The following is a 22,975-nucleotide window of genomic DNA, read 5'->3' on the forward strand; positions in this document are numbered from 1 at the left end:
CGAAGGCGTCGCGGCGCGCGATTACGGAGTCAGCAAGGGCCATACCTACGAAGTCGCAGCGCAATGGCGGCGCGGCGGCGCAAGATCAGAACCGGTAGTTGATCGATACGTCGGCGACGCCCGTCGCGCGGCTGCGCGTGATCGGACTGTTGCCCGCGCTGCCGACGAGCTGCTCGAACGCGCCGTCGGCGGTCGCGAACCAGTGCTTGCTGAACAGCCAGATCGCGCTGACACCGAAACCCACCGACTTGAAGCCCGCGCTCGCGTGATACTGCGGATACTGCGAGTGAGCGGCCTGCTCCTGATTGACGCCGAACCAGCTGTTCATGTACTTGGAGTCCGCGAGCACCACGTTCGGGCCGGCGAACCAGAAGAACTGCCTGGTGCTGCCGGGCATCGGCATATAGGCACCGAGATCGCCGATCCAGCCGTTCGATCCGCCGAAATAGCGGCGGATATCGGCGCGCAGCACGAGCGGAAAATCCTTCGAAATGACGTACTCGCCCGAGAGCTTCAGACCCACCGCCGGGTTGATGTTGCCGAGCCCGTTGAGTTCCTGCGGATCGTCCTGGGCGCGCCGGCCGAGATCGTAGACTGCGGCGAGACTCATGCGCCAGTTCTCGCCCTGCGCGAAATTCACGCCGAAGCCTTCGCCGCTCGACAGAAAGAGCAGATCCTTGTAACGCACGTCGATGCTCGGACCGGCCACCAGGTGATAGCGGTCCGATCCCTCGAAGCGCGGCTGGAACGACGTAGCCACGCCGAAGCGCAGTTGCCAGTCGGGAATGTTCGGCTGCCACATCTTCTGCAGCGGAACGCCCACCGAGTATTGCCATTCGCCGAGCGGCGACGGCGTCTGCGCGAAGGCCACACCCGGCCCGCAGGCCATCGCACTCAAGGTCGCGGCGACGAAGAAGCTCGCCGCGATGCCGGTTTGTTTATGGCGGGGCGAGGCGCCCCGCTTCTTTCTGCGGCTGTTCACCACCGGAAGCCTCCGATCCGCTCGTCGCGATGAGGTTAGGTTTTCGCCCGGGGTCCAGCGCGGACCCAAAAAGCACGGACGACCGCCGCACCGCTACTTACGGCGTGTAATTTTTCCAATCGATGACGCGGGCGGCGCGATGCGCACGAGGCGTGGCGAGCCCGCGTGACCCACGCGGTCGTGTGGCCACTGCGCATGATCCTTGCGCGCCGCGCTGACCCGGACAATGGCCCACGGAACATGGCTTCGCAAGATATGCGCCAAGTCTGTGGAAGATTGATGACGAGCGCGGCGCAACCGTTCGGCCGGGTCATTGCCCTGCTTGAACGAGCACCGGCTTGTCGCGATACAGGCTGGGGAACAGGCGCTTCAGGTTGGCGATTTTCGGCATGTCATTGAACACGATATAGGCCGAATCGGGATGCAAGGTCAGATAGTTCTGGTGATACGACTCGGCCGGATAGAAGCCTTTGTACGGCTCCGTCTTCGTGACGATCGGCGCGGGGAACACGTGCGACTTGTCGAGCTGCGCGATGTAGCTTTGCGCGACGCGCCGCTGCGCATCGTTCAGCGGAAAGATCGCGGAGCGGTATTGCGTGCCGCTGTCGGGCCCCTGACGATTCAGCTCGGTCGGGTCCTGAACCACCGAGAAATACACCTGCAGCAACTGGCCGTAGGTGACCTTGCCGGGGTCGAAGGTGACCTGCACCGATTCGGCGTGCCCGGTGTCGCCGCCGCTGACGGTCTCGTACTGCGCGGTGTCGCGTGAGCCGCCCGAGTAGCCGGACACCGCCCTCGTCACACCACGCACGTGCTGGAACACGCCCTGGACGCCCCAGAAGCAGCCACCCGCGAGCACCGCGGTTTCCTCGTGCGCGGTGCTGGCCGGGAGCGGTTCGTCGAGCGCGGGCGGTGCGATCACGACGGCGTTCTCGGCCGGGAACGCGACGCGCTGCGCGAGCGGCGACGCAAAGGCGGCGGCGCCGAGCAGCAACGACAACGCGGCCGCACGTGAGCGTTTCGAGTTGCCGCCGAGCGATGTAAGGGATTGCGGTCTGTTGCCAGTCATGGTGGTCGCTCCGAAAAAGTGCCGACGCGCGCCCGCCTTGCCACCGTGCTGCCAGGCCGCACGCGGGTGCGCCGAAGCTTGGTCGCGCGGGCGCGGCGTTTATGACAGCATGCGCGTTTTTGCGGCCGGCTGCGCGGCGTGGTGACCGAGCGGATTACAGCGGAAATTTCGTGGTCGAGAGGATTTCCTTCAGCACCATGAACGAGCGGATCTGCCGCACGCCGGGCAGATACAGCAACTGCTCCGCGTGCAGGCGATTGAAGCTGTCGCTGTCGTGCGTGCGGATCACCATGAAATAGTCGAACTCGCCGGTCACCACGTGGCACTCCATGCAGCCGGCCACCTTCTGCGCGGCCTTTTCGAATTCGGCGAACGACTCTGGCGTCGAGCGATCGAGCACCACGCCGATGATCACCAGCATGCCCGCGCCCGCCGCCTTGGGGTCGAGCAGCGCGACCACGCCTCGAATCAGCCCCGATTCCTTCAAGCGCTCGACGCGCCGCAAACACGCCGGCGCGCTCAGCTTCACTTTCGCCGCGAGCGCCACGTTCGAAATGGACGCGTCGGTCTGCAACTGCCGCAGGATCGCGCGATCGATGCGATCGAGCGCGTGTTGCCGATCGGAAGGTTTCGATCCAGCACGAACTTTTGTTGCGCTAGTGGCCATCTTTACGAAGTTTTGTGAGGAAGCGGAGATTCGCTGATTTTTAAAAATAGGTCTGGCCGATTTTTTTCGCAAGCTCATTTCCGACGGTTTTTTCTAACATGAACTCTCGGAAATCACCCACCACGGAGCCCCGATGAACCTGCAACGATTCCCCCGCTATTCGCTCACCTTCGGGCCGACGCCGATCCAGCCGCTCAACCGTCTGAGCGAGCATCTCGGCGACAAGGTCAAGCTCTATGCCAAGCGCGAAGACTGCAATAGCGGCCTCGCGTTCGGCGGCAACAAGACCCGCAAGCTCGAATATCTGATCCCCGACGCACTCGCCCAAGGCTGCGACACGCTGGTATCGATCGGCGGCATCCAGTCGAACCAGACGCGCCAGGTCGCGGCGGTTGCCGCGCATCTGGGTCTGAAGTGCGTGCTCGTGCAGGAGAACTGGGTCAACTACTCGGATGCGGTCTACGACCGTGTCGGCAACATCCAGATGTCGCGCATGATGGGCGCCGACGTGCGGCTCGTGCCGGACGGCTTCGACATCGGCTTTCGCAAGAGCTGGGAAGACGCGCTCGACAGTGTGCGCGCCGCCGGCGGCAAGCCGTACGCGATTCCGGCCGGCTGCTCGGATCATCCGCTGGGCGCGCTCGGCTTCGTCGGCTTCGCCGAAGAGGTTCGCCAGCAGGAAGCCGAATTGGGTTTCAAATTCGACTACATCGTCGTGTGCTCGGTGACGGGCAGCACCCAGGCGGGCATGGTGGTCGGTTTCGCCGCCGACGGCCGCGCCGAGCGGGTAATTGGCATCGACGCCTCGGCGAAACCGGCGCAGACGCGCGAGCAGATCACGCGCATCGCGAAGCGGACCGCCGAGAGCGTCGAGCTGGGCCGCGACATCACCGCGAAGGACATCGTGCTCGACGAGCGCTACGGCGGCCCGGAATACGGTCTGCCCAACGACGGCACGCTCGAGGCGATCCGATTGTGCGCGCGGCTCGAAGGCATGCTGACCGATCCGGTGTACGAGGGAAAATCGATGCACGGCATGATCGACAAGGTCCGTAACGGCGAATTTCCGGCCGGCTCGCGCGTGCTGTATGCGCACCTGGGCGGCGTGCCGGCGTTGAGCGCGTACAGCTTCATCTTCCGCGACGGTTGATGGGGTTTAGAAGATTTAGCCGACGGGCGTCCGCGGTTCGGCCGCGAGCTTTTTCCTCAGATGCGTGCGCAGAAACTCGACGAATGCCCGGATCGTGACCGAGCTTTGCCGATGCTGCGGATACACCGCATAGACGCCCGTCGCCGACGGCAGGAATGCTTCTAGCACGGGCACGAGCTGTCCGCTGGCGAGCGCATCGGCGATGATGAAATCGGGCAGCCGGACGATTCCCAGTCCCGCGACGGCCGAATCGCGAATCAGCTCGCCGTTATTGGCCCGCAACGGCCCGCGCACCTCGACGCTCTTCGCCGCGCCGTCGACGCGAAACTCCCAGCTCACCGCGCCGCCATGGCCGTACAGCAGACAATCGTGATTCGCGAGATCTGCCGGCACGGCCGGGCTGCCACGCCGCCGCAAATAACCGGGGCTGCAGCACGCGATCATCCTCACGTCGATCAGCTTCTGCGCGATCAGCGACGAATCCGCCAGCGTGCCGATGCGGATCGCCATGTCGAAGCCCTCGCCGACCACGTCGACAGCGCGGTCGCTCAGTTCCATATCGAAGCGCACGTCGCGATGCTCGCGCAGAAACGCGGCGACGAGCGGCGACAGATGCGTCATGCCGAACGACATCGGCGCGCTCACGCGTAGCAGCCCGCGCGGCCCGGCACGGCGCAGCGACATCGCCTGCTCGGCGTCCTCGACCTCGCCGAGGATGCGCTTGGCCCGCTCGTAGAACTCCTGGCCCAGATCGGTCACCGCCAGCTTGCGCGTATTGCGAATCAGCAGTTGCACGCCGAGCGCCTCTTCGAGCGCCATCACACGGCGGCTCACGAACTGTTTCGACAGCGACAGCCGGTTTGCCGCGGCGGTGAAATTGTGGGCGTCGACGGTCGCGACGAAGATCCGCATGTCATCGAGCTGCATCTTATTGTCCACTCCAATGCGACAGTGTTTCCGGTTTTACCATGATTATAACGATCTGGATTGACCTACACTGTCATTCATCGATCGCAGCCAAACATCTGGCCCGGATCACACGACAAAACTCAAGGAGAAAACAGCATGCTCGAAATCAGACACGCCAACCAACGTGGCCGCGCGGAACACGGCTGGCTCAGCTCGCGCCATACGTTTTCATTCGCGCACTATCATGATCCGAAGCAGAACGGCTTCTCCGACCTGCTCGTGATCAACGACGACCGTGTGGCACCGGCGCAAGGCTTCGGCAAGCATCCGCATCGCGACATGGAGATCTTTTCGTACGTGCTCGAAGGCGCGCTCGAACACAAGGACACGATGGGCACGGGCTCGGTGATCGTGCCGGGCGACATCCAGTTGATGAGCGCAGGCACCGGCGTGGCGCACAGCGAATACAACCATTCGAAGAGCGAGCCGGTGCACTTCCTGCAGATCTGGATCGCACCGGCGCAGCAAGGCACGCAGCCGCGCTATCAGCAACAGCATTTCGGCGCGGCCGACAAGCGCGGCGTGCTGCGGCTGGTGCTGTCGCCGGATGGTGCGGACGGTTCGCTGCAGTTGCAACAGGACGCACGTGTGTATGCGGGTCTTTTCAACGGCGACGAAACCGCGCGGCTCGAACTCGCGAAGGACCGTTATGCGTATGTTCATGTGGCGCGCGGCAGCGTCACGGTGAATGGCGTCGAGCTTGGCGAGGGTGATGGCGCACGGGTGCGTGGCGAAGAAGCGCTGACGTTCACGCAGGGCCGCGACGCGGAAGTGCTCGTGTTCGACCTGCGCAACATCGAGACCTCGGCGTTGTGGGCATAAGCGCTCCGCTTGCGCCGCTAATGACTCAATCTTGATCTGGCTCGTTGGACGACAAGGTCCAGCGAGCTTCAACTCTCTACCCTAACGGGAAAAATCATGCGCTATACGCTGTTTGAAAACCAGAAAGACGCTGTGGTTCTCGTCGCCCGAATCCTGCTGATGGTGCTGTTCGTGATGTTCGGCTGGTCGAAGCTGACCGGCTTTTCCGGCACCGTCGCCTATATGACGTCGACCGGCGCGCCTGTGCCGGAGTTGTCCGCCGTTATCGCGGTGGTGATGGAACTGGTCGTGGGCGTCGCGCTGCTAGTGGGTTTCTTCACGCGACCGCTGGCGCTGCTGCTTGCGCTGTATACGCTCGGCACCGCGATCATCGGCCACCACTACTGGAATATGACGGGCGCGATGCAATACGACAACATGATCCATTTCTACAAGAACATCGGCATCATCGGCGGCTTGCTGTTGTTGTGCGTGACCGGCCCCGGCAAGTATTCGTTCGACCGTCGTTGATACCGATTGCCGCGCTTTAACGAAAAAGGCCCGCATGCCGCGGGCCTTTTTTCGTGCGCAAACTGAAACGGCGGCCCGCGGGCCGCCGTTTGCGTCTCTGATCTACCGGATCAAACTGCTGCTTCGGCTTCCGCTTCGCTGACCGCCGCGACTTCTTCGCTGTGGCGGATCAGGTGATCGAACGCGGACAGCGATGCCTTCGCGCCTTCGCCTACCGCGATCACGATCTGCTTGAACGGCACCGTGGTCACGTCGCCGGCGGCGAACACGCCCGGCACCGACGTCGCGCCGCGCGCATCGACGACGATCTCGCCGTGCTTCGACAGTTCGACCGTGCCCTTCAGCCATTCGGTGTTCGGCACGAGACCGATCTGCACGAACACGCCTTCGAGTTCGACCTTCTTCACGTCGCCCGAAGCGAGGTCCTTATAGACCAGACCGTCGACCTTCTTGCCGTCGCCGGTGATTTCCGTGGTCTGCGCCTGGGTGACGATCTTCACGTTCGGCAGGCTGCGCAGCTTGCGTTGCAGCACTTCGTCGGCCCGCAGCGTCGCGCCGAATTCGAGCAGCGTCACTTCGCGCACGAGACCCGCGAGGTCGATCGCCGCTTCGACGCCCGAGTTGCCGCCGCCGATCACCGCGACGCGCTTGCCCTTGAACAGCGGGCCATCGCAGTGCGGGCAGTAGGCGACGCCGTGATTGCGGTACTCGCGCTCGCCCGGCACGTTGATTTCGCGCCAGCGTGCGCCGGTTGCGAGGATGATCGTCTTCGCCTTCAGCACCGCGCCGTTCGCGAGACGCACTTCGTTGATGCGCCCCGGAATCAGCGCTTCGGCACGCTGCACGTCCATGATGTCGACGTCATAGGCCTTCACGTGCTGTTCGAGCGCGGTCGCGAACTTCGGGCCTTCGGTTTCGGTCACCGACACGAAGTTTTCGATCGCCAGCGTATCGAGCACCTGGCCGCCGAAACGCTCCGCCACGACGCCAGTCGCGATGCCCTTGCGCGCCGAGTAGATCGCCGCCGCAGCGCCCGCAGGGCCGCCGCCGACGATCAGCGTATCGAACACCGGCTTCTTTGCCAGTTCCTTCGCGGCGCGCGCACCGGCGTTGGTGTCGAGCTTCGCGAGGATTTCCTTCACGCCGCTGCGGCCCTGGCCGAAGGTTTCGCCGTTCAGGAACATCGTCGGTACCGCCATGACCTGGCGCGCTTCGACTTCGTTCTGGAACAGCGCGCCGTCGATCGCGACGTGACGGATGCGCGGATTGATCAGTGCCATCACGTTCAGCGCCTGCACGACTTCCGGGCAGTTCTGGCACGACAGCGAGAAATACGTTTCGAATTGATAGTCGCCGTCGAGGCTGCGGATCTGTTCGATCACCGCATCGTCGAGTTTGACTGGATGGCCGCCGACCTGCAGCAGTGCGAGGACGAGCGACGTGAATTCATGACCCATCGGAATGCCGGCGAAACGAATGCCCGCTTCCTTGCCCGCTTCGCCGATCGAAAACGACGGCTTGCGCTCATCGTCACCGCGACGCTCGATCACCGTCACGCGCTCCGACAGAGTCGCGATGTCGTTCAGCAGGGCCAGCAGCTCCTGCGACTTCGCGCTGTCGTCGACCGATGCGACGAGCTCGATAGGCCTGCTAACTTTTTCGAGGTACGACTTCAGTTGAGTCTTGAGATTGGCGTCAAGCATGGCGTTGCGATTCCGTGACGAGGGGTGTTGGTGTCCCGGCGCCGCACACATCCGGATAGGACATGCTGGGCCCGGGGAACGCGCGAAACGCCGTAGCATGCGATTCGCGCGGTGATGCGCCGGGAAGATCCCGGCAGATGCAGACTGCGAGTGCAGCGTGAGCTGCGCGGACCTTAGATCTTGCCGACCAGGTCGAGCGACGGGGTCAGCGTTTCTGCGCCCGGCGTCCACTTGGCGGGGCACACTTCACCCGGGTGAGCCGCGATGTATTGCGCAGCCTGAACCTTGCGCAGCAGTTCGCCAGCGTCACGGCCGATGCCGTTGTCGTGGATTTCGCACAGCTTGATCTCGCCTTCCGGGTTGATCACGAACGTGCCGCGCAGCGCGAGGCCTTCTTCTTCGATCAGCACGTCGAAGTTGCGCGAGATAGCGAGCGTCGGGTCAGCCAGCATCGGGTACTTGATCTTCTGGATCGTGTCCGACGTGTCGTGCCAGGCCTTGTGCGTGAAGTGCGTATCGGTCGACACGCTGTAGATTTCAACGCCAATCTTCTTGAACTCTTCGTAACGATCGGCCAGGTCGCCCAGTTCGGTCGGGCACACGAAGGTGAAGTCTGCCGGGTAGAACACGAAAACCGACCACTTGCCCTTCAGGTCTTCTTCAGTGACGGTCTTGAAATCGCCGTTGTGGTAAGCCTGTGCTTTGAACGGTTTGACTTGACTGTTGATGATCGGCATTTGCTGAATCCTCTTTGGAGGGTGGTTGGAAAGTAGAGCCAGTATGTCAGACTACACTTAATAGGTAAAGTGGATTGTATTAATGACTTCGATAGTCCATCCCTATTAATTTTGGCGGTTCAGACTATCGGTCGAATGGCCGGGCGATTCAGCCCTTCAGAAGCCGCCACAGCGTGGTTCGGCCGATGCCGAGCGCGCGGCTGGCGGCGGCGCGATTGCCGCCGGATTGTTCCAGGGCACGCAGCGCATCCTCGCGGGTGGGGCTGGCGCGGGGCGCCGTGTTGCCAGGGCCAGCGTCCTGAGACGCTTCCGTGATTCGCTCGTCCCCAGCCGGCCTGATCCGGCTGAACTCGGGAAATACCGCCAACCAGTCTGGCAAGGCGTCGGCGGTCGAGTTCCCGGACAACTCGCCGGTCACGTCGCCGATATAAATTGCCGCGCGCGCCAGCAGATTTTCCAGTTCGCGGACGTTGCCGGGCCACGCGTAATTCGCGAAAAGCGGGTCGAGAAACGCGAGCACCCGCTCGAGCGCCGCCGCCGACAAGCCGTATTGCAGCGCGCCGCGCTCCAGCAGATGCCGCGCCAGCGGCGCGATGTCGGCGCGGCGTTCGCGCAGCGGCGGCAATTTTATCTGAAGCAGATTTAATCTGAAATACAGATCCGCGCGAAACGCGCCCTGCTCGACGAGCGCGTGCAGATCGCGGTGCGTCGCGGCGATCACACGCACGTCGACCGGGGTCGCGCGGCCCGCGCCGAGCTTCATCACCTCGCGTTCCTGCAGCACGCGTAAGAGCCGGCTTTGCAGCGCGGCCGGCATTTCGCCGATTTCATCGAGAAAGATGGTGCCGGTGTGCGCGATTTCAAATAGTCCCGGCTTGCCGCCGCGCCGCGCGCCCGTGAACGCCCCTTCCTCGTGCCCGAACAGCTCGCTTTCGATCAGCCCCTCGGGCAGCGCCGCGCAGTTGAACGCGACGAACGGATTGCCGCGCCGCCGGCTCGCGTTATGGATGCCCTGCGCGACCAGTTCCTTGCCGGTGCCGCTTTCGCCGCTCAGCAGCACGGTCGCGTCGTGCGCGGCGCCGGCGCGCGCGAGCCGGCGCACGCGTTCGAGCGCCACCGACTCGCCGATCAGATCGTCGAGCCGATGCCGCGCGACCAGATGCCGTGGGCGCTGGCTGGTGCGCAGCGAACGGTCGATCCGCTGCGCAACCAGCGCGTCCTGCGCGGTCACGACAAAACCTGCCCGCTCGCCCTGCTCGACGATCGGCACACAGTTGACGATCAGCGCGCGCCCCCCGATCTGCTCGATGCGTTCGTCGACCGGCTCATCGGCGACCCGCGTCTCGCGCAACAGCGGCGCGAGCGCGCGTCCGACCCGCGCGGGGGTGTCCTCGTCGTCCTTCGGCGCCTCCTGCGCCGGGCCTAAACCGAGCAGGTCGAGCATCGCCGGGTTGACGGCTTCGAGCTGGCCGGCTTCGTCGAACGCGGCGACGCCGTCGCGCAGGTGCGCGACGATCGTATTCAGGCGCACCCGCTTCGATTCCTTCTGGCGGCTCACGCGCGCCAGTTCGACCGAGCGCTCGAACGCTTCCTCGACCGCGGCGAGCGAGTACAGGAACACGCTTTCCATGCCGGCCTGCTGCGCCAGATCGCAGGCCATGCCCGCGCCGACCACCACGCGGCAGCCCTGCGCGGCGAGTTCATCGACCGCGTGCCGCACTTCGTCGATCGACCGGTACGCGCGCTGCCGCAAATCGACGTTCAGCAGCGGGCTCAGGTCGGCCAGTTCCTGCGCGATCGCTTCATGCAGCACCAGCCCGATGCGCGCCTGCGGCCACGTGGCGGTGGCGCGCGTGATCGCGCTCAACACGTCGAAGCCATTCACCTTGACCATCACGACCGGCACGCTGAGATTTTCGCGCAGATACGCGCCGTTCGAGCCGGCGGACAGTACGACATCGACGGAACCTGCGTCCACGTATGCCTGCAACGCGGCGACGGCAGCGCCATAGCCCTCCCGCACCGTGAAGAATTTCGCGCGGCCGGCATAGCGCGGCGCTACCGCCTCGCAAAGCGATTGCAGTCGGCTGATACTGACGAGTGCGACGCCGGGGCGCCCGACATCGACGGCGGGACTCGGGTTCGCGACGAATGGGCTAAACGTGGACACCGTGTTCTCCTTGATTGAAACGTTCCGCGAAACGTTTCATGAAACGTTCCACCGATTTTGCCACGAACCTCCGAGCCGAGCCCGCAGCGCGCAAACCCTTGTTCCATCGGCACAACGCGCGGAACATCGGCCAATGGCACGTTTCCTGCAGAATGTCACCCGCGTTCCACTACCGATTTCCCTTCTGGAGACCCGCATCATGACCACCACTTCCGCCACCCGCCGCGCCGCGTTCCGCGCCAAGGTCAATCAGCGTCAGGGCCTCCTCGTGCCCGGCGCGTTCAACGCGATGAGCGCGCGCGTGATCGAGGACGCCGGCTTCGAGGCGGTCTACATCACCGGCGCGGGCGTCACCAACATGTCGCTCGGTCTGCCCGATCTCGGCTTCATCGGCCTTGCCGAAGTCGCCGAGCACACCGCGCGCATCCGCGACGCGGTCGCGCTGCCGCTGATCGTCGATGCCGACACCGGCTTCGGCAACGCGCTGAACGTGCGCCAGACCGTGCGCGTGCTCGAGCGCAGCGGCGCCGACGTGATCCAGTTCGAAGACCAGGTGATGCCGAAGAAATGCGGCCACTTCTCGGGTAAGGAAGTCGTCGCGACGAGCGAGATGGTCGGCAAGATCCGCGCGGCCGTCGACGCGCGCGAGGACGCGAACCTGCAGATCATGGCGCGCACCGATGCGGCCGCGGTCCACGGCATCGAGGACGCGATCGAACGCGGTCATCGCTTCATCGAGGCGGGCGCCGACATCCTGTTCATCGAGGCAACCGAATCGCTCGCCGACATCGAGCGTCTGCCGGGGTTATTCGACGTGCCGCAGCTGATCAACATCGTGATCGGCGGCAAGACGCCGGTGCAGTCGCGCGACGCGCTCGCGAAGCTCGGCTACGGCATCGTGCTGTACGCGAACGCGGCGCTGCAGGGCGCGGTGCTCGGCATGCAGCGCGCGCTCGGCACGCTGCAAAGCAATGGCCGCCTCGACGAGGACGCGACGATCGTCGCGCCGTTCAGCGAGCGCCAGCGGCTCGTCAACAAGCCGCTGTATGACCGGCTGGACAAGGAGTACGCGGCGAAGGACTGACGCAACGGCGGCGGCGCGGCGGCGCGCTGCACGCCTGCATGAAAGGGGACCTTTCTTGCGTTAGGATTCAGGGCTGGAAAGCGGGGCTGAAACTCAGCCAAGCTGATGTTCCCGCCAGCCCGAAGCATAAAAACGCACACGAAAGGTCATCTCAAGCACCATGAAGTCACACGCTTCGCGCGCCGCGCGCCGGCCCGTCAATGGTCTTTGCGCGCGCCTCAGCGCGCCGCGGGAGCTCGCGCGATGAGCAGCAGCGGCACCCGCACCGCGCACGTCGGCTGGCTGCCTTACATCGTCGCGGCCACCTTCTTCATGGAGTACCTCGACACCACGGTGATCGCCACGGCGCTGCCGCAGATGGCGCGTTCGTTCGGCGTCGGCCCGAACAGCCTGAGCCTCGGCATGACCGCCTACATGCTCGCGCTCGCGATCTTCATCCCCGCGAGCGGCTGGGTCGCCGACCGCTGCGGCGCGCGCACCGTGTTCGTCAGCGCGATCGGCGTGTTCACGGTCGCGTCGGTGCTGTGCGGGCTGTCGCAGAACGTGCCCGAGTTCACGGCCGCGCGGCTGCTGCAAGGCATCGGCGGCGCGATGATGGTGCCGGTCGGCCGTCTGATCGTGGTCCGCAGCACCGAGAAAGCCCGCATGATGCAGGCGATCTCGACGATCACCTGGCCGGCCATCGCGGCACCGGTGGTCGGCCCGCCGATCGGCGGCTTCATCACGACCTACGCGTCGTGGCGCTGGATCTTCCTGCTGAACGTGCCGTTCGGCCTCGCGGCGATCGCCGTCGCGCTCGCCATCGTGCCGAACCTGCGCGGCTCCGAACGCAAGCCGCTCGACGTCGTCGGCCTGCTGCTGAGCGGCGTCGCGCTGACCGCGATCCTGTACGGTGCGGAGCTCGCGAGCCAGCCGGCCACCAATGCGTGGCTCGCGATCGCAGTCGTGGCGGGCGGTCTGCTGGTCGGCGCGAGCGCGTTCCTGCACGCGAAGCGTCATCCGCATCCGCTCGTCGACGTGTCGACGCTGAAGGTGCCGACGTTCTCGGTGACGGTCATCACCGGTTCGTTCACGCGCATCGGCATCGGCGCGGTGCCCTATCTGATGCCGCTGCTGTTCCAGGTCGGCTTCGGGCTGTCGGCGTTCCGCTCGGGTCTGCTGCTGCTCGCGAGCGCGGTCGGCAACCTCGGCATGAAGGCGCTGACCACGCGCATCCTGCAGCGCTACGGCTTCCGGACGGTGGCGATCGTCGACGTCGTCGTGGCGGGCATTTTCATCACCTTGTGCGGACTGCTGACGCCGGACGTACCGCTGGTGTTGGTGCTGATCGTGGTGTTCGTGTACGGCGTCACGCGCTCGATGCAGTTCTCGACGCTGGCGACGCTCGCCTACGCCGATATCCAGCAGACGCAGATGAGTGCGGCGAGCACGCTATGGAGCGCGGCCATGCAAATGACGATCGGTCTGGGCATCGCGTTCGGCGCGGTGTCGCTGCGCGTCGCGGCGCTGTTCAACGGCGAGACGACCGGCCACGTGTTCACGCTCGACGATTTCCGCCTCGCGTTCCTGTTCGCCGGCGTGCTGACGCTGCTGTCGGTGATCGGTTATATGGGGCTCGCGCGCAATGCCGGCCAGAGCATTGGCGGGGGTTCGCGCGGTGGCGAGACTACCGCGAAGGGCTAAGGGCACACGCTGCCGCTACGCGAAACAGGAGACACCCCATGCAAGCCAGCGAACTGAAGATATCCAGCCGCATCGCCGATCTCGACCTCGACATGGTCTACGCGTTCCTGTCGCAGGAAACGCCGTGGGCCAAGGGCATGCCGCGCGCGACCTTCGAGCGGGCCGTCGCCGGTTCGCTGTGCTTCGGCGGATTTGTCGACGGCGAGCAGATCGCGTTCGGACGTCTGATCACCGACGAGGCGACCTTCGCTTACCTGTGCGACGTGTTCGTGCTGCCGGCGCATCGCGGCCACGGCTATGCGTCGGCGTTGATGAAACATATCTTTGCGAGCCCGTCGCTCGCCAGTCTGCGCAGAGTCGTGCTAGTCACGACCGACGCGCATCACGTCTATGCGCCGCATGGGTTCACGTCGCTCGCGAACCCCGAGCGGTATATGGAGCTGCATCGGCCGGATGTTTATAAAGCGGCCGAATAGGCGCCGCGTCAGCCATACGCGCGCTCGCGCATCCACTTCGTCATGATCCATTTGTCGCCGGCCAGCACCGGCGCGCCGCCGTGCAGCGTCGACGGGTCGAGCTGACGCTCACCATTCATGTAGCGGAAATACACCGCGCCGCCCGCCCGCGCCGCGACCGACAGGCCTGCTGAGGGGAACACCGTCTCTCCGCCGTCGGCGACGTCGTTCAGATAGATAATCAGTGTCGCGACGCGTTGGCCGCCCTGCGCGGTGTGCACCGCGCTGCCGGGCTGATCGGGCGCGAAGAAGTCGAAATGCGGGCTGTACTCGCCGCTCGTGCCGTAATGAAGCACCTGCAGGCCTTCCCCGTTTTCGAGCGGCCAGTTCGTCAGGCTCGCGATGCGTTGTTCGATTCGCGCGATCAACCGGTCCTCGCCGCGCCGATACCACACGCCTTCGCTGGTCCGGCTGCGGATCACGTCTTCGTGGCCGGTGAGTGGATTGACCGTCGTCGAGCGTTTCAACCGATGCCGCGAGCGTTCGATCAGCTCCGCGCATTCCACGGCCGACAGCACGTCGGCGAACACGACCAGCTGCGGGCGCTCGCAGCGGAGTAACACGCGTACCTCGCGGTCAGCGGCGCGGATCAGGTTGCCGCGTGCAACCGGCGCAGCGTCGTAGCGATAAGGATTGGTGGCGGGATCGGCGAGTGTGGCGGGCGCCGCGGGGCGGCACGCGCGCCGGTCGAACGCATGGTGGACCGCGACGCGGGCCTCGCCGTCGGCAAAGCCGGCCTGCACCATCGCGTCGATCATCGAGCCCGGCGTGCAGCCGCGCGCGACATTGCTGCTCAGCCATTCTTGCCAGGCGGCATCGACGACTCGCATAGCGTTTCCTGTGCGGCGGCCCGGCAAGGAGTGCGGGCGCGCGCGTGCTTCGATCATAGCAAGCGCGATGCGCGCGCCGCACGCACGCGGCTAGCCGCGCTCGCGATTCAATTGCCCGCGATAGTGCAGCAGCCCCCGGCGCGCCTGCTGCCTGAGCATCCGCTGCACGAACGGCGACCAGCCGAGCAGCGTGCCGCGCATGCCCATCGCCTGGCGCATCCACAGCCACAGATCGAAGCGGTCGCGATGCTCGACGATGAGCCCGTCGCGGAACACGAAACGCGCTTCGATCCGGTTGACGACGTCGCGCCCGGTCTGGACGAAACGGTAGCGCGCCACCCACTGCGCGCGGCCGGTACGGTCGTCGGCCTCGATGTCGCTGAAGGTCAGCGTGAAGTCCTGCGCGTGCTTGACGAGCATGCGCCACATGTCGCGCACTTCGTCGTCGACCAGTTCGCCGAAGGCGGGGTCGCTGAAGACGGCGTCGTCGGCATAACAGGCGACCATGGTCTCGGCGTCGCGTTGCTGGAAGGCGGTGTAGAAGCGTTCGATCAGCTCGGTGTTCGGATGGCTCATTGATGTCGTGTGGTGTATTGCGGGAGCGCATCACGTGTCATGCGCGCGCAGAGGCGCGCCGCGCTCCGAAAAGACAGCCCGCGCGCGGTAGGCGGCGGACCTGGCGCACACGATATAGGAAAACGGCGCGAATGGGGGACCGGCGCGAGCCGACGACGGCTTTCCCCTTCCGATACCGCCGCCTGGAAACGCGCCACCTCCGCCCGCCCGGCGAGCCCCCACACCACCGCCGCCACCGACGCCGCGACGAGCGCCGCCACTCCCAGCGCCGCCGCAAAACCCGCGGCGAAGAACCCACACGTAGCGCGCGCCGCCGGCCGCGAGCGCGGTCAGCAGATTGCCGAGCGCGATCAGCAGTATCCGTGGGTGGCCGGCCCGGCTCCGATGCCGCGCTCAAGGATCGCGCACGACGGCGGTGTCGAGGATCGCAAGGGGCTGCTGGTCGCCGCGCTACCGGGCGCGGATATCGTCGTGTTTCCAGTCGATTGCATCGATCACGGTTCGATGAATACGCTGAAGCGGATCTGCGAGCGTCGCGAGTTTCGTCGAGTTGATCGCGCGGCTGCATCCCGAGCACGTCGCGCAGCTTCGCCATCCGCCGCCTTCGGTGTTCTGTTTGCGGCACGGCTGAGCGCACCGATAGCGCCGACGCGATCGTGGCCTTCACGAGCGGATCAGTTTCGCCAGTTCGGCGATCTGCTTCGCGCAGCTTCGCCGCGCCTCTTCCTCGACGTCACGATACAGCCGGATGATGGTTTCGCCGACCGGCGTCAGCGTGCAGCCGCCGCCGCTCTGACCGCCCTGCTCCGATTGCGTGGCCGGCGACTTCAGCGAGCGATTCAGCTTGTCGATCAACAGCCACGCGCGCCGATACGACATATCGAGACTCCGCCCCGCCGCCGAGATCGATCCATAGTCGCGCACCGCCTCGAGCAGATCGACCTTGCCTGGCCCGAGTGCAACCGCATCGCCGCTACGGATGCGCATTCTGAAGCGCACTTCGGGACGCGCCCTGGTGGACTTCGTCGCCGGAGCGGCTCTGCTTTTAGCGGCTTTTGCGGTGTCGGCCGTGCGCGCAAGCATACACGAACGGTTTCGCGCCGACCCCTCAGTGGCGCGCTTCAAGGCTGCCGTGGAAAGCAGTACCCGTAGTCCTGCAGCCCGGGCAACCCGGCGCGGGTCCCGGCTCCAGACCCAACGGGAGCGCGCATTGCGATGCGAGGAATTTCTTCCAGCGCAGGTTATCGATGTTGCGCTCGACCAGCGTCGGGAAGTAGCGCGTGAACATCCACGTCACGTCATCGCGGCCTGCGAGACCAAGGTCGCGCCATAGATGATCCGGACGCAAACACGCATGGGCGATGCAGTCGTTCATCAACGGATCGTCAGGCATGGCTGATCAAACTTCGTCCGCATACGCGCGGCCTCGAATCTCGGCCAACGACGTATCGACCAGCAAGCGGCCCGTATCGAACACCGTCTCGAGCACTTCGTCCCACTCGCCCGCCACCGTGCGCTCGTCCCACACGGTCGGCAACGTGACCGTCCGGTACTCGCCGCTGGCGCGATGGCGCAGCAAAGTGAGCCGGCCTTTCTTCGAGCGCTTGGCGTGATCGGTGACCGGGTCCTTCGACACATCGTGCCACGTGTCGCCGAGCCGGATCGCGGAGCACTTCATCGCGAAGCGCTGCGTATCGCGGTTGATCTTCTGCAACAGCGCGCCGCCCATGCCGAACACGATGTTGTCGGCGGCGAAGCCGGCCTCGTCCATCGCGGCGAGAATCGCGGGGATCGAATCGGGGTTCACCTCGTCACCCTGGATCACGCGTACGTGGTTGAGCACGCGCCGCCCTTTGCTGTTCGTCTGCGAGCCGAACGACGCCTCGAGCGAGCGCAGCGTGTACAGCACGATCGTGCACGGATCGCCGGAGTCCGGGCGAATCACCAGCGTGCCGCCGGAATCGAGCACGGCCTGCTTCAGCTCGCCGCCCCATGCGTTCAGCGCGGCGAACAGGTCGTAAGAGTCGGACACCACCGAAACGATCGCGCCCGGCTTGCCGAAGCGGTCAATCATGTTGCGATACGCGTCGACTTCGCGCTCGCGGCCCCACGCCGTGATCGTGCTGTGCTCGGCCGCGGGCACCGAGAACGCGGCCATGCTGTCGTGGTAGTAGTGATTCGCCGCAACCACCCCGAGCACCGTATCCGAGCCCATGAAGCTGACGAGGTGCGCCGCGCCGCCGATCGCCGCCGACTCCGCGCTCGACACGCCACGCGCACCGAAATCGTGCAGCTTGAACGGCAACTGCGAAAGATCGTCGCTGCTTTTCAGCAGAGCTGCGCGGATCGTCTGGCGCAGATGCCAGCTTTGCGTCGCGACCGTGATCGGATACCACACGCGCATCAGCATCGTCTCCAGATACGACCCGAGCCAGAATACGTGGGGATCGTCGCATTCGACGGTGACCAGCACGTTGTGCGTCGGCACGACCGAGCCTTCGGGCACCGCGCGAATCCGCACCGGCAGATGGCCGCCGTATTGCTGCACGACGTAGCGCCAGCCCGCTTCGTTGAACGGCTCGCCGTGCACGCTGAAGAACGCGCGCGCCTGGTCGATCATCGCGCCGGTGACGGGCCGGCACAGGTATTCCTTCAGCAGCATCTGCAAGCCGAAAAACAGCGTGCGCTCGTAACGTCCGCCGCGCGATTCGATATACGAGAACATTGCCGTCGCATCGGGCGGATATTGCAGAAAGTGCGATGCCTTGTACGAATCCGTATTCAGAATCGGATTGGACAGGATCGACGCGAGGTCGCTGAAACCCTGCGCGTTTTGCATGGACGGTGCTGCGCTCACGTGATTTTCTCGCTGGAATGACCGGACGGCGCGAGCCTGCTCGCGGCTTTCGAAACTCTGACGCCGCCGCTCTACCTGTTCAAAAAGGCCGGGGGAGGACCCTGTATCTCACCTTACTACGGTATGCGCGATAGCGCTCGTCGTCGGACTAGATGCCCGGCTTCAATTGCGGCGGCAGATTCGGCCACGTCGCGAGCAGCCGGCCGAGCATGCTTTTGCGGCGCTCGGCACCGGCCGGCCACAGCATGTTCGCGAGCAGGACGATGCCTTGCGCAAGCCCGCTGTCGCGCGCGCACGCGACGAGCGGCACACCGAGGCTCAGCGCGTCGTCGACGTGCTGATCGTCGCGCGGCAGTTGATGCGCGACCCTCGCGCCGAGCGTGCGTTCGAGCATCGGCAGATTGATCTGCGCGTCCTTGTCGTATTGATTGACGACGACTCGCACCTTGCTGGCCGGATGCCCCAGCTCGCGAAAGATATCGAGCATGCGGCGCGCGCCATGCAGGTACAGCGGGTTCTGCCGCACCACCATGCAGATCGCGTCGCTGTGCGCGAGCGCGCGGATCGTCAACGGATTCAGGCTCGGGCCGACGTCGATCAGCACCGCGTCGTAGCGCGGGCGCACCAGCGTCAGAATCCGCTCGAGTTGGCCGGGCAGCAGTTCGGCGGCCTTCAGCGGATCGCCGGCGCCGGCGAGCAGGTCGAGGTTCGGACGCACGTGCATCGCGCACGCGTCGAACAGCGCCGCGTCGAGTTGCTCATCGCGCGAGCACAGATCGGCGAGCGTCATCGGCGGCGGGCGATTTGCCATCAGCAGGCTCGCGTCGGCGAATTGCTGGCTCAGGTCGATCAGCAGCACGCGCCGCTCACGCTGCGCGGCGAGCGCGCACGCGAGGTTGACCGCGATCAGCGTGGTGCCGCTGCCGCCCTTGCTCGACGCCAGCGTGACCACGCGCGCGCGACGCCGCTGAGGCGCGCGACGCCGCGCTTCGATCTGCGCGAGCGCATCGGCGACGGCCTGCGCGTCGAGCGGCCACGACAGCACCTGCCGCACGCCGATGCGCAGCGCCGCGCCGATCAGCGCGCTGGACGGCGCCGGCGTCACCAGCATGCAATGGAGCGTCGGCGCGCAGGCAAGCGCTTCCTCGACGCCGCGAAGTCCGCGGACGTTCAGATGGGCGTCGTCGACGATCAGCAGGTCGGCTGTGCGGAGCATGCGCGCGTGGATTGGCAGTTGCCGGGCCGAACCGTACGCGGTGTGCAGCCGATAACGCACGCCGCTCTGTTCGAGCCGCATGACGATGCGCTGCGCGTTTTCAATGCTCGCGGCAATCAGGAAGATGTCGATCATGGCAGCTCTGCGGCGCTTGGCGCGTCATGCGCGGTTTTTATTCAAGTCGTCTGTTCACGATTGACGACGCAGGCTTCGGCGCGAACTCCTTACCGCGGCGCTCCTCCGTGAAAACCATGAGCCGGCAAACGGTGTTATCGAATTCCCGTACGGCCGTCGCGAGCCGGTATCGAGCAGCAGGCGTCAAACGTCGTTTTCATCGTCGTCGCGCCGATGCGCCGCGCTGCGTTCAGCGCGCACCGGCCTCTCGTACAGCGCGTCGCGCAGCACACCCCGGCGGATCTCCGCCTGCGCGCGGCGCTCGAGCGCCTCGGCGACGACGAGCGTCAGCAGATCAACGGACGCCCCCGCCGCCTGCGCGAAAAAGCGCGCGCGCGACGCCGCGACGTACCGCCGGTAAGTGCGCCCCGTTCCCTCCGAAGCGGCCGGCCTTCGAATCAGTTGTGGTTTCATGACAGCCCCCGATGTCGATCGGATTTGCGCCAGGTGACGCCGCTTCGTTGCAGCGCCCCGGCCGTCGGGCCAGGTCGCCGTGCCCGTGCCAACTCACGGACACGGCCCCTGGTTCACCTCGTACATTCGTCTCTCTGTGGAGACGATGGCCTCTCTCCCCGCTTCATCGCGCCGGCCGGTCCTGATCCGGCGCTGCCCCTTCCCTTTGCGGCGCGTCGCTCGCGAACGTTGCCAGCGCGTTGCCTGTCGTTATCGCCATCCTTTTCGCGTCGTCAGGACAAAAAGTCGAAAAGGAAAAACGGCGAAGTCGATGCCCTTTTTGTGGTCCGGTTTTGAATGGCCGTCACACCGGTCCGCCACTCAACCGTTTTTCTCACGTATTTAATAAGGCCCCGCCGCGCTCCCGCAGACACTTGATGGCTTCCCCGACCATGCCTGCGAGTGAGCTTTTTACCGCCGGTCTTTTTTAATCCGGTTTTCCCCGTACCGTCGACCTGGCTGCAAACATTTTTCTGTGCAGACCTTATTGCAACGCTTATGCCAACCCGCTTAACAATCGGTAAGGCGCCCGTCAAAGCTTCACGCTGCGGGGAAATCGGTTTGCTTTCGACGCGCCGCGAGCCCGCCCGATTTTTTTGCGCAGCGGGCATTGATTCGTTTCTGACACGCCAATTCGCCGCGCGCTGGCGGCAAAGCGCGCCCCCCGCTGTGTCTCGCCAGCCTGCAGGGTGGCCGCGGGGCCGGCCACACGTGGCTTCGCCGTTCCGCAGGGCCGGAGAAGCGTCCTGCCGGGCACGGCAAAGCGCAGTCGACTCGTGCTGTCCAATCTGTCGCAACTGTGAAACACGACTGCTTACGCCTCGTCAGTTATAGCCACTCCTTAATACCAGAGCAATTGCTATGCAATGTGCGATTCCTCGCATATCCGGCCTTGACCGTTTATTCATTAGTGATCCGTGTTAATCGGAAAACCAACACGCATTGCTTATCCATGTTTCTTTATCTGGCGCTTTCAGGCGCTTTCGCTTATCGTTAGGCCATGCGCCAATCAGAGCGCTTGTATCAGGTCAACGAGGCAAGCCACGGTTCAAGTGGTTTTCACGATTCGGGGATAAAGTCGCCGGGCAGTTTCAGCAATGAACGACAAGGTCGCCGCCATTGCATGAATCGGTCCGCCATGCAGCGCGTTCCGGTTCGCGCCGCGCTTGCAGTGTCCCTTGTTCGTGATCGCTGCTGCCGTGAATGCGTCGCAGCCGGACTGCAGTAACTGGCCGCCTGAATCTCACAACGCCGCACAGCAGTCCTGAGGATCGAACGGGGGGAATCATGACTACGACTTGCACGCCGGCCGAGATGGAACGCACGGTTCTGTACGTGGCGAACGCGCCCGACCAGAAACTCGTCGAGTTTCTGGCCGCGTCGGGATGGCAAGCCGTGCACGCAAAAAGCACGGCTGTGGCCGAACGCATGATCGAACGCGGCAACATCAAGGTCGGTCTCGTTCAGCTGCCCGAAGATTGCACGTCCCAGCAGCTATCCGCGTTCGCGCTGTGCATGCGCCGCGTCGAGACCAACTGGGTCGCGCAGATCGTGCCGGGCCAGGCCGACAACGAACTGGTCAGCCGTTTCATCCTCGATTACTGCTTCGACTTCGTCACGCAGCCGTGGCTCAACGAGCGGCTCGTGTTCGCGCTCGGCCATGCGCATGGGCTGTCGAACCTGCGTCAGCCGCGCGTCGCGCCCGAGCCGTCGGTCGGCCGTCACGGCATGGTCGGTCAATGCGAGCCGATGCAGCAGCTCTACCGGCGCATCGACAAGTGCGGCGTGACCGACGCACCCGTGTTCATCGCAGGCGAATCCGGCACCGGCAAGGAGCTGACCGCTCGCGCTATTCATGATCGCTCGCCGCGCGCGGGCCGCACGTTCGTCGCGATCAATTGCGCGGCGATTCCGCCGAGCCTGTTGCAGGCCGAACTGTTCGGCCACGAGCGCGGCGCATTTACCGGCGCGCTGCAACGCAAGATCGGCCGCATCGAGAGCGCACATGAAGGCACGCTGTTTCTCGACGAAATCGGCGACATGCCGCACGAATGCCAGGCGGTGCTGCTGCGCTTCCTGCAGGAAGGCACGATCGAGCGGCTTGGCGGCAACGGTCCGATCAGCGTCGACGTGCGCGTGATCTCGGCCACCCACGTCGACCTGGAGCGCGCCGTCGAAGATGGCCGTTTCCGCTCCGACCTCTATCACCGGCTGTGTGTGCTGCGCCTCATCGAACCGCCGCTGCGCGAGCGCGGCGGCGACATCAAGCTGCTCGCCAATTACGCGCTCAGCATGTACAAGCAGGACGGTGCGCGCAAGCTGCGCGGGCTGTCGAGCGACGCGATCGTCGCCATGTCGAACTATCCTTGGCCCGGCAACGTGCGCGAGCTGATCAACTGCGTGCGCCGCGCGGTCGTGATGAGCGACGGCCGCTTCATCACGGCGAGCGACCTCGGCCTGCCCGAGGCCGACAACGGCCCCGCGGTCACGCTCGCGGAAATCCGCAGCAAGGCCGAAAAGGATGCAATCGAGAACGCGCTGCTGCGACACGGCTACAAGCTGTCCGATGCGGCCGCCGAACTCGGCATTTCGCGCGCGACGCTGTACCGGCTGATGCACGCGAACCGGCTGCATCAGGAGCCAGCCGGGCGCGGCGCGAGCAGCGGTCCCGATGCCGGCGACGAAGCCGAGCGCCAGTCCTCGTCGGTGGCATGTGCGCGGATTTAAGCGTTTTTTGTAGTGAACGCTTAGCAGCGCATGCTGACGGCGATTGATCAATGAAAACTCACAAGCGCTCTGCTTACAGCT

General features: G+C 65.0%; 20 protein-coding genes and 1 pseudogene. 7 read left to right on the forward strand and 14 right to left on the reverse strand.

Going from position 1 to position 22,975, the window contains the following annotated elements:
- Positions 1-85 precede the first annotated feature (85 nt).
- From VSR82_RS28435 to VSR82_RS28445, 3 genes are all read right to left on the reverse strand, one after another.
- The gene (locus tag VSR82_RS28435; protein ID WP_429455547.1) at positions 86-985 is read right to left on the reverse strand and encodes a MipA/OmpV family protein; all 900 of its coding nucleotides are present in this window, start codon (positions 983-985) and stop codon (positions 86-88) included.
- A 307-nt stretch (positions 986-1,292) separates the two neighbouring features.
- Entirely contained in the window at positions 1,293-2,051 is a 759-nt protein-coding gene (gene msrA / locus VSR82_RS28440; protein ID WP_368583788.1) for a peptide-methionine (S)-S-oxide reductase MsrA, read from the reverse strand.
- 154 nt (positions 2,052-2,205) lie between these two features.
- Positions 2,206-2,718 carry an Lrp/AsnC family transcriptional regulator gene (locus VSR82_RS28445; protein WP_498858265.1) on the reverse strand — a complete coding sequence of 171 codons (513 nt, stop codon included), beginning with the start codon at positions 2,716-2,718 and terminating at the stop codon, positions 2,206-2,208.
- Between the two features lie 133 nt (positions 2,719-2,851).
- Here VSR82_RS28445 and VSR82_RS28450 point away from each other — a divergent pair, with 133 nt between their 5' ends.
- Positions 2,852-3,868 (forward strand): 1-aminocyclopropane-1-carboxylate deaminase, encoded by a 1,017-nt coding sequence (locus tag VSR82_RS28450; protein ID WP_429455549.1) that lies wholly within the window; start codon positions 2,852-2,854, stop codon positions 3,866-3,868.
- A 15-nt stretch (positions 3,869-3,883) separates the two neighbouring features.
- Here the strand turns inward: VSR82_RS28450 and VSR82_RS28455 are convergent, their stop codons facing one another.
- Positions 3,884-4,795, reverse strand: a complete 912-nt coding sequence (locus tag VSR82_RS28455) for a LysR family transcriptional regulator (protein WP_410849311.1) — start codon at positions 4,793-4,795, stop codon at positions 3,884-3,886.
- Positions 4,796-4,933: 138 nt separating this feature from the next.
- On the opposite strand from VSR82_RS28455, the gene VSR82_RS28460 reads away from it, so the two are divergent.
- Both VSR82_RS28460 and VSR82_RS28465 read left to right on the forward strand, forming a co-directional pair.
- Entirely contained in the window at positions 4,934-5,659 is a 726-nt protein-coding gene (locus VSR82_RS28460) for a pirin family protein (protein WP_368583784.1), read from the forward strand.
- Positions 5,660-5,755: 96 nt separating this feature from the next.
- A complete protein-coding gene (locus VSR82_RS28465; RefSeq protein ID WP_176123767.1) occupies positions 5,756-6,169 on the forward strand; it encodes a DoxX family protein in 414 nt (137 codons plus the stop codon).
- 110 nt (positions 6,170-6,279) lie between these two features.
- Here VSR82_RS28465 and ahpF read toward each other — a convergent pair whose 3' ends face one another.
- The 3 genes from ahpF to prpR all read right to left on the reverse strand — a co-directional run bounded on the left by ahpF (position 6,280) and on the right by prpR (position 10,779).
- Positions 6,280-7,872: an alkyl hydroperoxide reductase subunit F gene (gene ahpF / locus VSR82_RS28470; RefSeq protein WP_368583783.1), complete on the reverse strand. Its 1,593-nt coding sequence runs from the start codon at positions 7,870-7,872 to the stop codon at positions 6,280-6,282.
- 173 nt (positions 7,873-8,045) lie between these two features.
- Complete coding sequence (gene ahpC, locus VSR82_RS28475) at positions 8,046-8,609, reverse strand: alkyl hydroperoxide reductase subunit C (RefSeq protein WP_368583782.1); 564 nt, start codon at positions 8,607-8,609, stop codon at positions 8,046-8,048.
- 148 nt (positions 8,610-8,757) lie between these two features.
- Complete coding sequence (gene prpR, locus VSR82_RS28480) at positions 8,758-10,779, reverse strand: propionate catabolism operon regulatory protein PrpR (RefSeq protein ID WP_429455551.1); 2,022 nt, start codon at positions 10,777-10,779, stop codon at positions 8,758-8,760.
- A 199-nt stretch (positions 10,780-10,978) separates the two neighbouring features.
- Here prpR and VSR82_RS28485 point away from each other — a divergent pair, with 199 nt between their 5' ends.
- The 3 genes from VSR82_RS28485 to VSR82_RS28495 all read left to right on the forward strand — a co-directional run bounded on the left by VSR82_RS28485 (position 10,979) and on the right by VSR82_RS28495 (position 14,022).
- A complete protein-coding gene (locus VSR82_RS28485; protein ID WP_018438163.1) occupies positions 10,979-11,863 on the forward strand; it encodes an isocitrate lyase/PEP mutase family protein in 885 nt (294 codons plus the stop codon).
- 243 nt (positions 11,864-12,106) lie between these two features.
- Positions 12,107-13,546, forward strand: coding sequence for an MFS transporter (locus VSR82_RS28490; RefSeq protein WP_429455552.1), 1,440 nt, complete (start codon positions 12,107-12,109; stop codon positions 13,544-13,546).
- Positions 13,547-13,584: 38 nt separating this feature from the next.
- Positions 13,585-14,022, forward strand: coding sequence for a GNAT family N-acetyltransferase (locus tag VSR82_RS28495; protein WP_429455553.1), 438 nt, complete (start codon positions 13,585-13,587; stop codon positions 14,020-14,022).
- Positions 14,023-14,030: 8 nt separating this feature from the next.
- On the opposite strand, the gene VSR82_RS28500 is transcribed toward VSR82_RS28495, so the two are convergent.
- The 7 genes and pseudogenes from VSR82_RS28500 to VSR82_RS28530 all read right to left on the reverse strand — a co-directional run bounded on the left by VSR82_RS28500 (position 14,031) and on the right by VSR82_RS28530 (position 20,128).
- Complete coding sequence (locus VSR82_RS28500) at positions 14,031-14,891, reverse strand: 2OG-Fe(II) oxygenase (protein WP_429455554.1); 861 nt, start codon at positions 14,889-14,891, stop codon at positions 14,031-14,033.
- 90 nt (positions 14,892-14,981) lie between these two features.
- A complete protein-coding gene (locus VSR82_RS28505) occupies positions 14,982-15,467 on the reverse strand; it encodes a nuclear transport factor 2 family protein (RefSeq protein ID WP_429455555.1) in 486 nt (161 codons plus the stop codon).
- Between the two features lie 663 nt (positions 15,468-16,130).
- The gene (locus VSR82_RS28510; protein WP_429455556.1) at positions 16,131-16,550 is read right to left on the reverse strand and encodes a winged helix-turn-helix domain-containing protein; all 420 of its coding nucleotides are present in this window, start codon (positions 16,548-16,550) and stop codon (positions 16,131-16,133) included.
- Positions 16,551-16,588: 38 nt separating this feature from the next.
- Positions 16,589-16,863 (reverse strand): annotated as a pseudogene (locus tag VSR82_RS28515) (nitrogen fixation protein NifQ); the annotation flags it as partial.
- Positions 16,864-16,866: 3 nt separating this feature from the next.
- The gene (locus VSR82_RS28520; RefSeq protein WP_429455557.1) at positions 16,867-18,306 is read right to left on the reverse strand and encodes a nicotinate phosphoribosyltransferase; all 1,440 of its coding nucleotides are present in this window, start codon (positions 18,304-18,306) and stop codon (positions 16,867-16,869) included.
- A 166-nt stretch (positions 18,307-18,472) separates the two neighbouring features.
- Positions 18,473-19,675 (reverse strand): CpaE/TadZ family protein, encoded by a 1,203-nt coding sequence (locus VSR82_RS28525; RefSeq protein WP_498858266.1) that lies wholly within the window; start codon positions 19,673-19,675, stop codon positions 18,473-18,475.
- A gap of 183 nt (positions 19,676-19,858) precedes the next feature.
- A complete protein-coding gene (locus VSR82_RS28530) occupies positions 19,859-20,128 on the reverse strand; it encodes a hypothetical protein (protein ID WP_410849320.1) in 270 nt (89 codons plus the stop codon).
- 1,326 nt (positions 20,129-21,454) lie between these two features.
- Between VSR82_RS28530 and VSR82_RS28535 the strand changes: the two genes are divergently transcribed.
- The gene (locus VSR82_RS28535; protein ID WP_429455559.1) at positions 21,455-22,894 is read left to right on the forward strand and encodes a sigma 54-interacting transcriptional regulator; all 1,440 of its coding nucleotides are present in this window, start codon (positions 21,455-21,457) and stop codon (positions 22,892-22,894) included.
- The last annotated feature ends 81 nt before the right edge of the window (positions 22,895-22,975 follow it).

It is taken from the genome of Burkholderia sp. JPY481, assembly GCF_038900515.1.
GTDB lineage: Bacteria > Pseudomonadota > Gammaproteobacteria > Burkholderiales > Burkholderiaceae > Paraburkholderia > Paraburkholderia youngii.

Excerpts from the sequence above, each read along its gene's own strand:
- msrA (WP_368583788.1), bottom strand. The coding sequence starts at position 2,051 with ATGACTGGCAACAGACCGCAATCCCTTACATCGCTCGGCGGCAACTCG.
- VSR82_RS28445 (WP_498858265.1), bottom strand. The coding sequence starts at position 2,718 with ATGGCCACTAGCGCAACAAAAGTTCGTGCTGGATCGAAACCTTCCGAT.
- VSR82_RS28450 (WP_429455549.1), top strand. The coding sequence starts at position 2,852 with ATGAACCTGCAACGATTCCCCCGCTATTCGCTCACCTTCGGGCCGACG.
- VSR82_RS28455 (WP_410849311.1), bottom strand. The coding sequence starts at position 4,795 with ATGCAGCTCGATGACATGCGGATCTTCGTCGCGACCGTCGACGCCCAC.
- VSR82_RS28460 (WP_368583784.1), top strand. The coding sequence starts at position 4,934 with ATGCTCGAAATCAGACACGCCAACCAACGTGGCCGCGCGGAACACGGC.
- VSR82_RS28465 (WP_176123767.1), top strand. The coding sequence starts at position 5,756 with ATGCGCTATACGCTGTTTGAAAACCAGAAAGACGCTGTGGTTCTCGTC.
- ahpF (WP_368583783.1), bottom strand. The coding sequence starts at position 7,872 with ATGCTTGACGCCAATCTCAAGACTCAACTGAAGTCGTACCTCGAAAAA.
- ahpC (WP_368583782.1), bottom strand. The coding sequence starts at position 8,609 with ATGCCGATCATCAACAGTCAAGTCAAACCGTTCAAAGCACAGGCTTAC.
- VSR82_RS28485 (WP_018438163.1), top strand. The coding sequence starts at position 10,979 with ATGACCACCACTTCCGCCACCCGCCGCGCCGCGTTCCGCGCCAAGGTC.
- VSR82_RS28490 (WP_429455552.1), top strand. The coding sequence starts at position 12,107 with ATGAGCAGCAGCGGCACCCGCACCGCGCACGTCGGCTGGCTGCCTTAC.
- VSR82_RS28495 (WP_429455553.1), top strand. The coding sequence starts at position 13,585 with ATGCAAGCCAGCGAACTGAAGATATCCAGCCGCATCGCCGATCTCGAC.
- VSR82_RS28500 (WP_429455554.1), bottom strand. The coding sequence starts at position 14,891 with ATGCGAGTCGTCGATGCCGCCTGGCAAGAATGGCTGAGCAGCAATGTC.
- VSR82_RS28505 (WP_429455555.1), bottom strand. The coding sequence starts at position 15,467 with ATGAGCCATCCGAACACCGAGCTGATCGAACGCTTCTACACCGCCTTC.
- VSR82_RS28510 (WP_429455556.1), bottom strand. The coding sequence starts at position 16,550 with ATGCTTGCGCGCACGGCCGACACCGCAAAAGCCGCTAAAAGCAGAGCC.
- VSR82_RS28520 (WP_429455557.1), bottom strand. The coding sequence starts at position 18,306 with ATGCAAAACGCGCAGGGTTTCAGCGACCTCGCGTCGATCCTGTCCAAT.
- VSR82_RS28525 (WP_498858266.1), bottom strand. The coding sequence starts at position 19,675 with ATGATCGACATCTTCCTGATTGCCGCGAGCATTGAAAACGCGCAGCGC.
- VSR82_RS28530 (WP_410849320.1), bottom strand. The coding sequence starts at position 20,128 with ATGAAACCACAACTGATTCGAAGGCCGGCCGCTTCGGAGGGAACGGGG.
- VSR82_RS28535 (WP_429455559.1), top strand. The coding sequence starts at position 21,455 with ATGACTACGACTTGCACGCCGGCCGAGATGGAACGCACGGTTCTGTAC.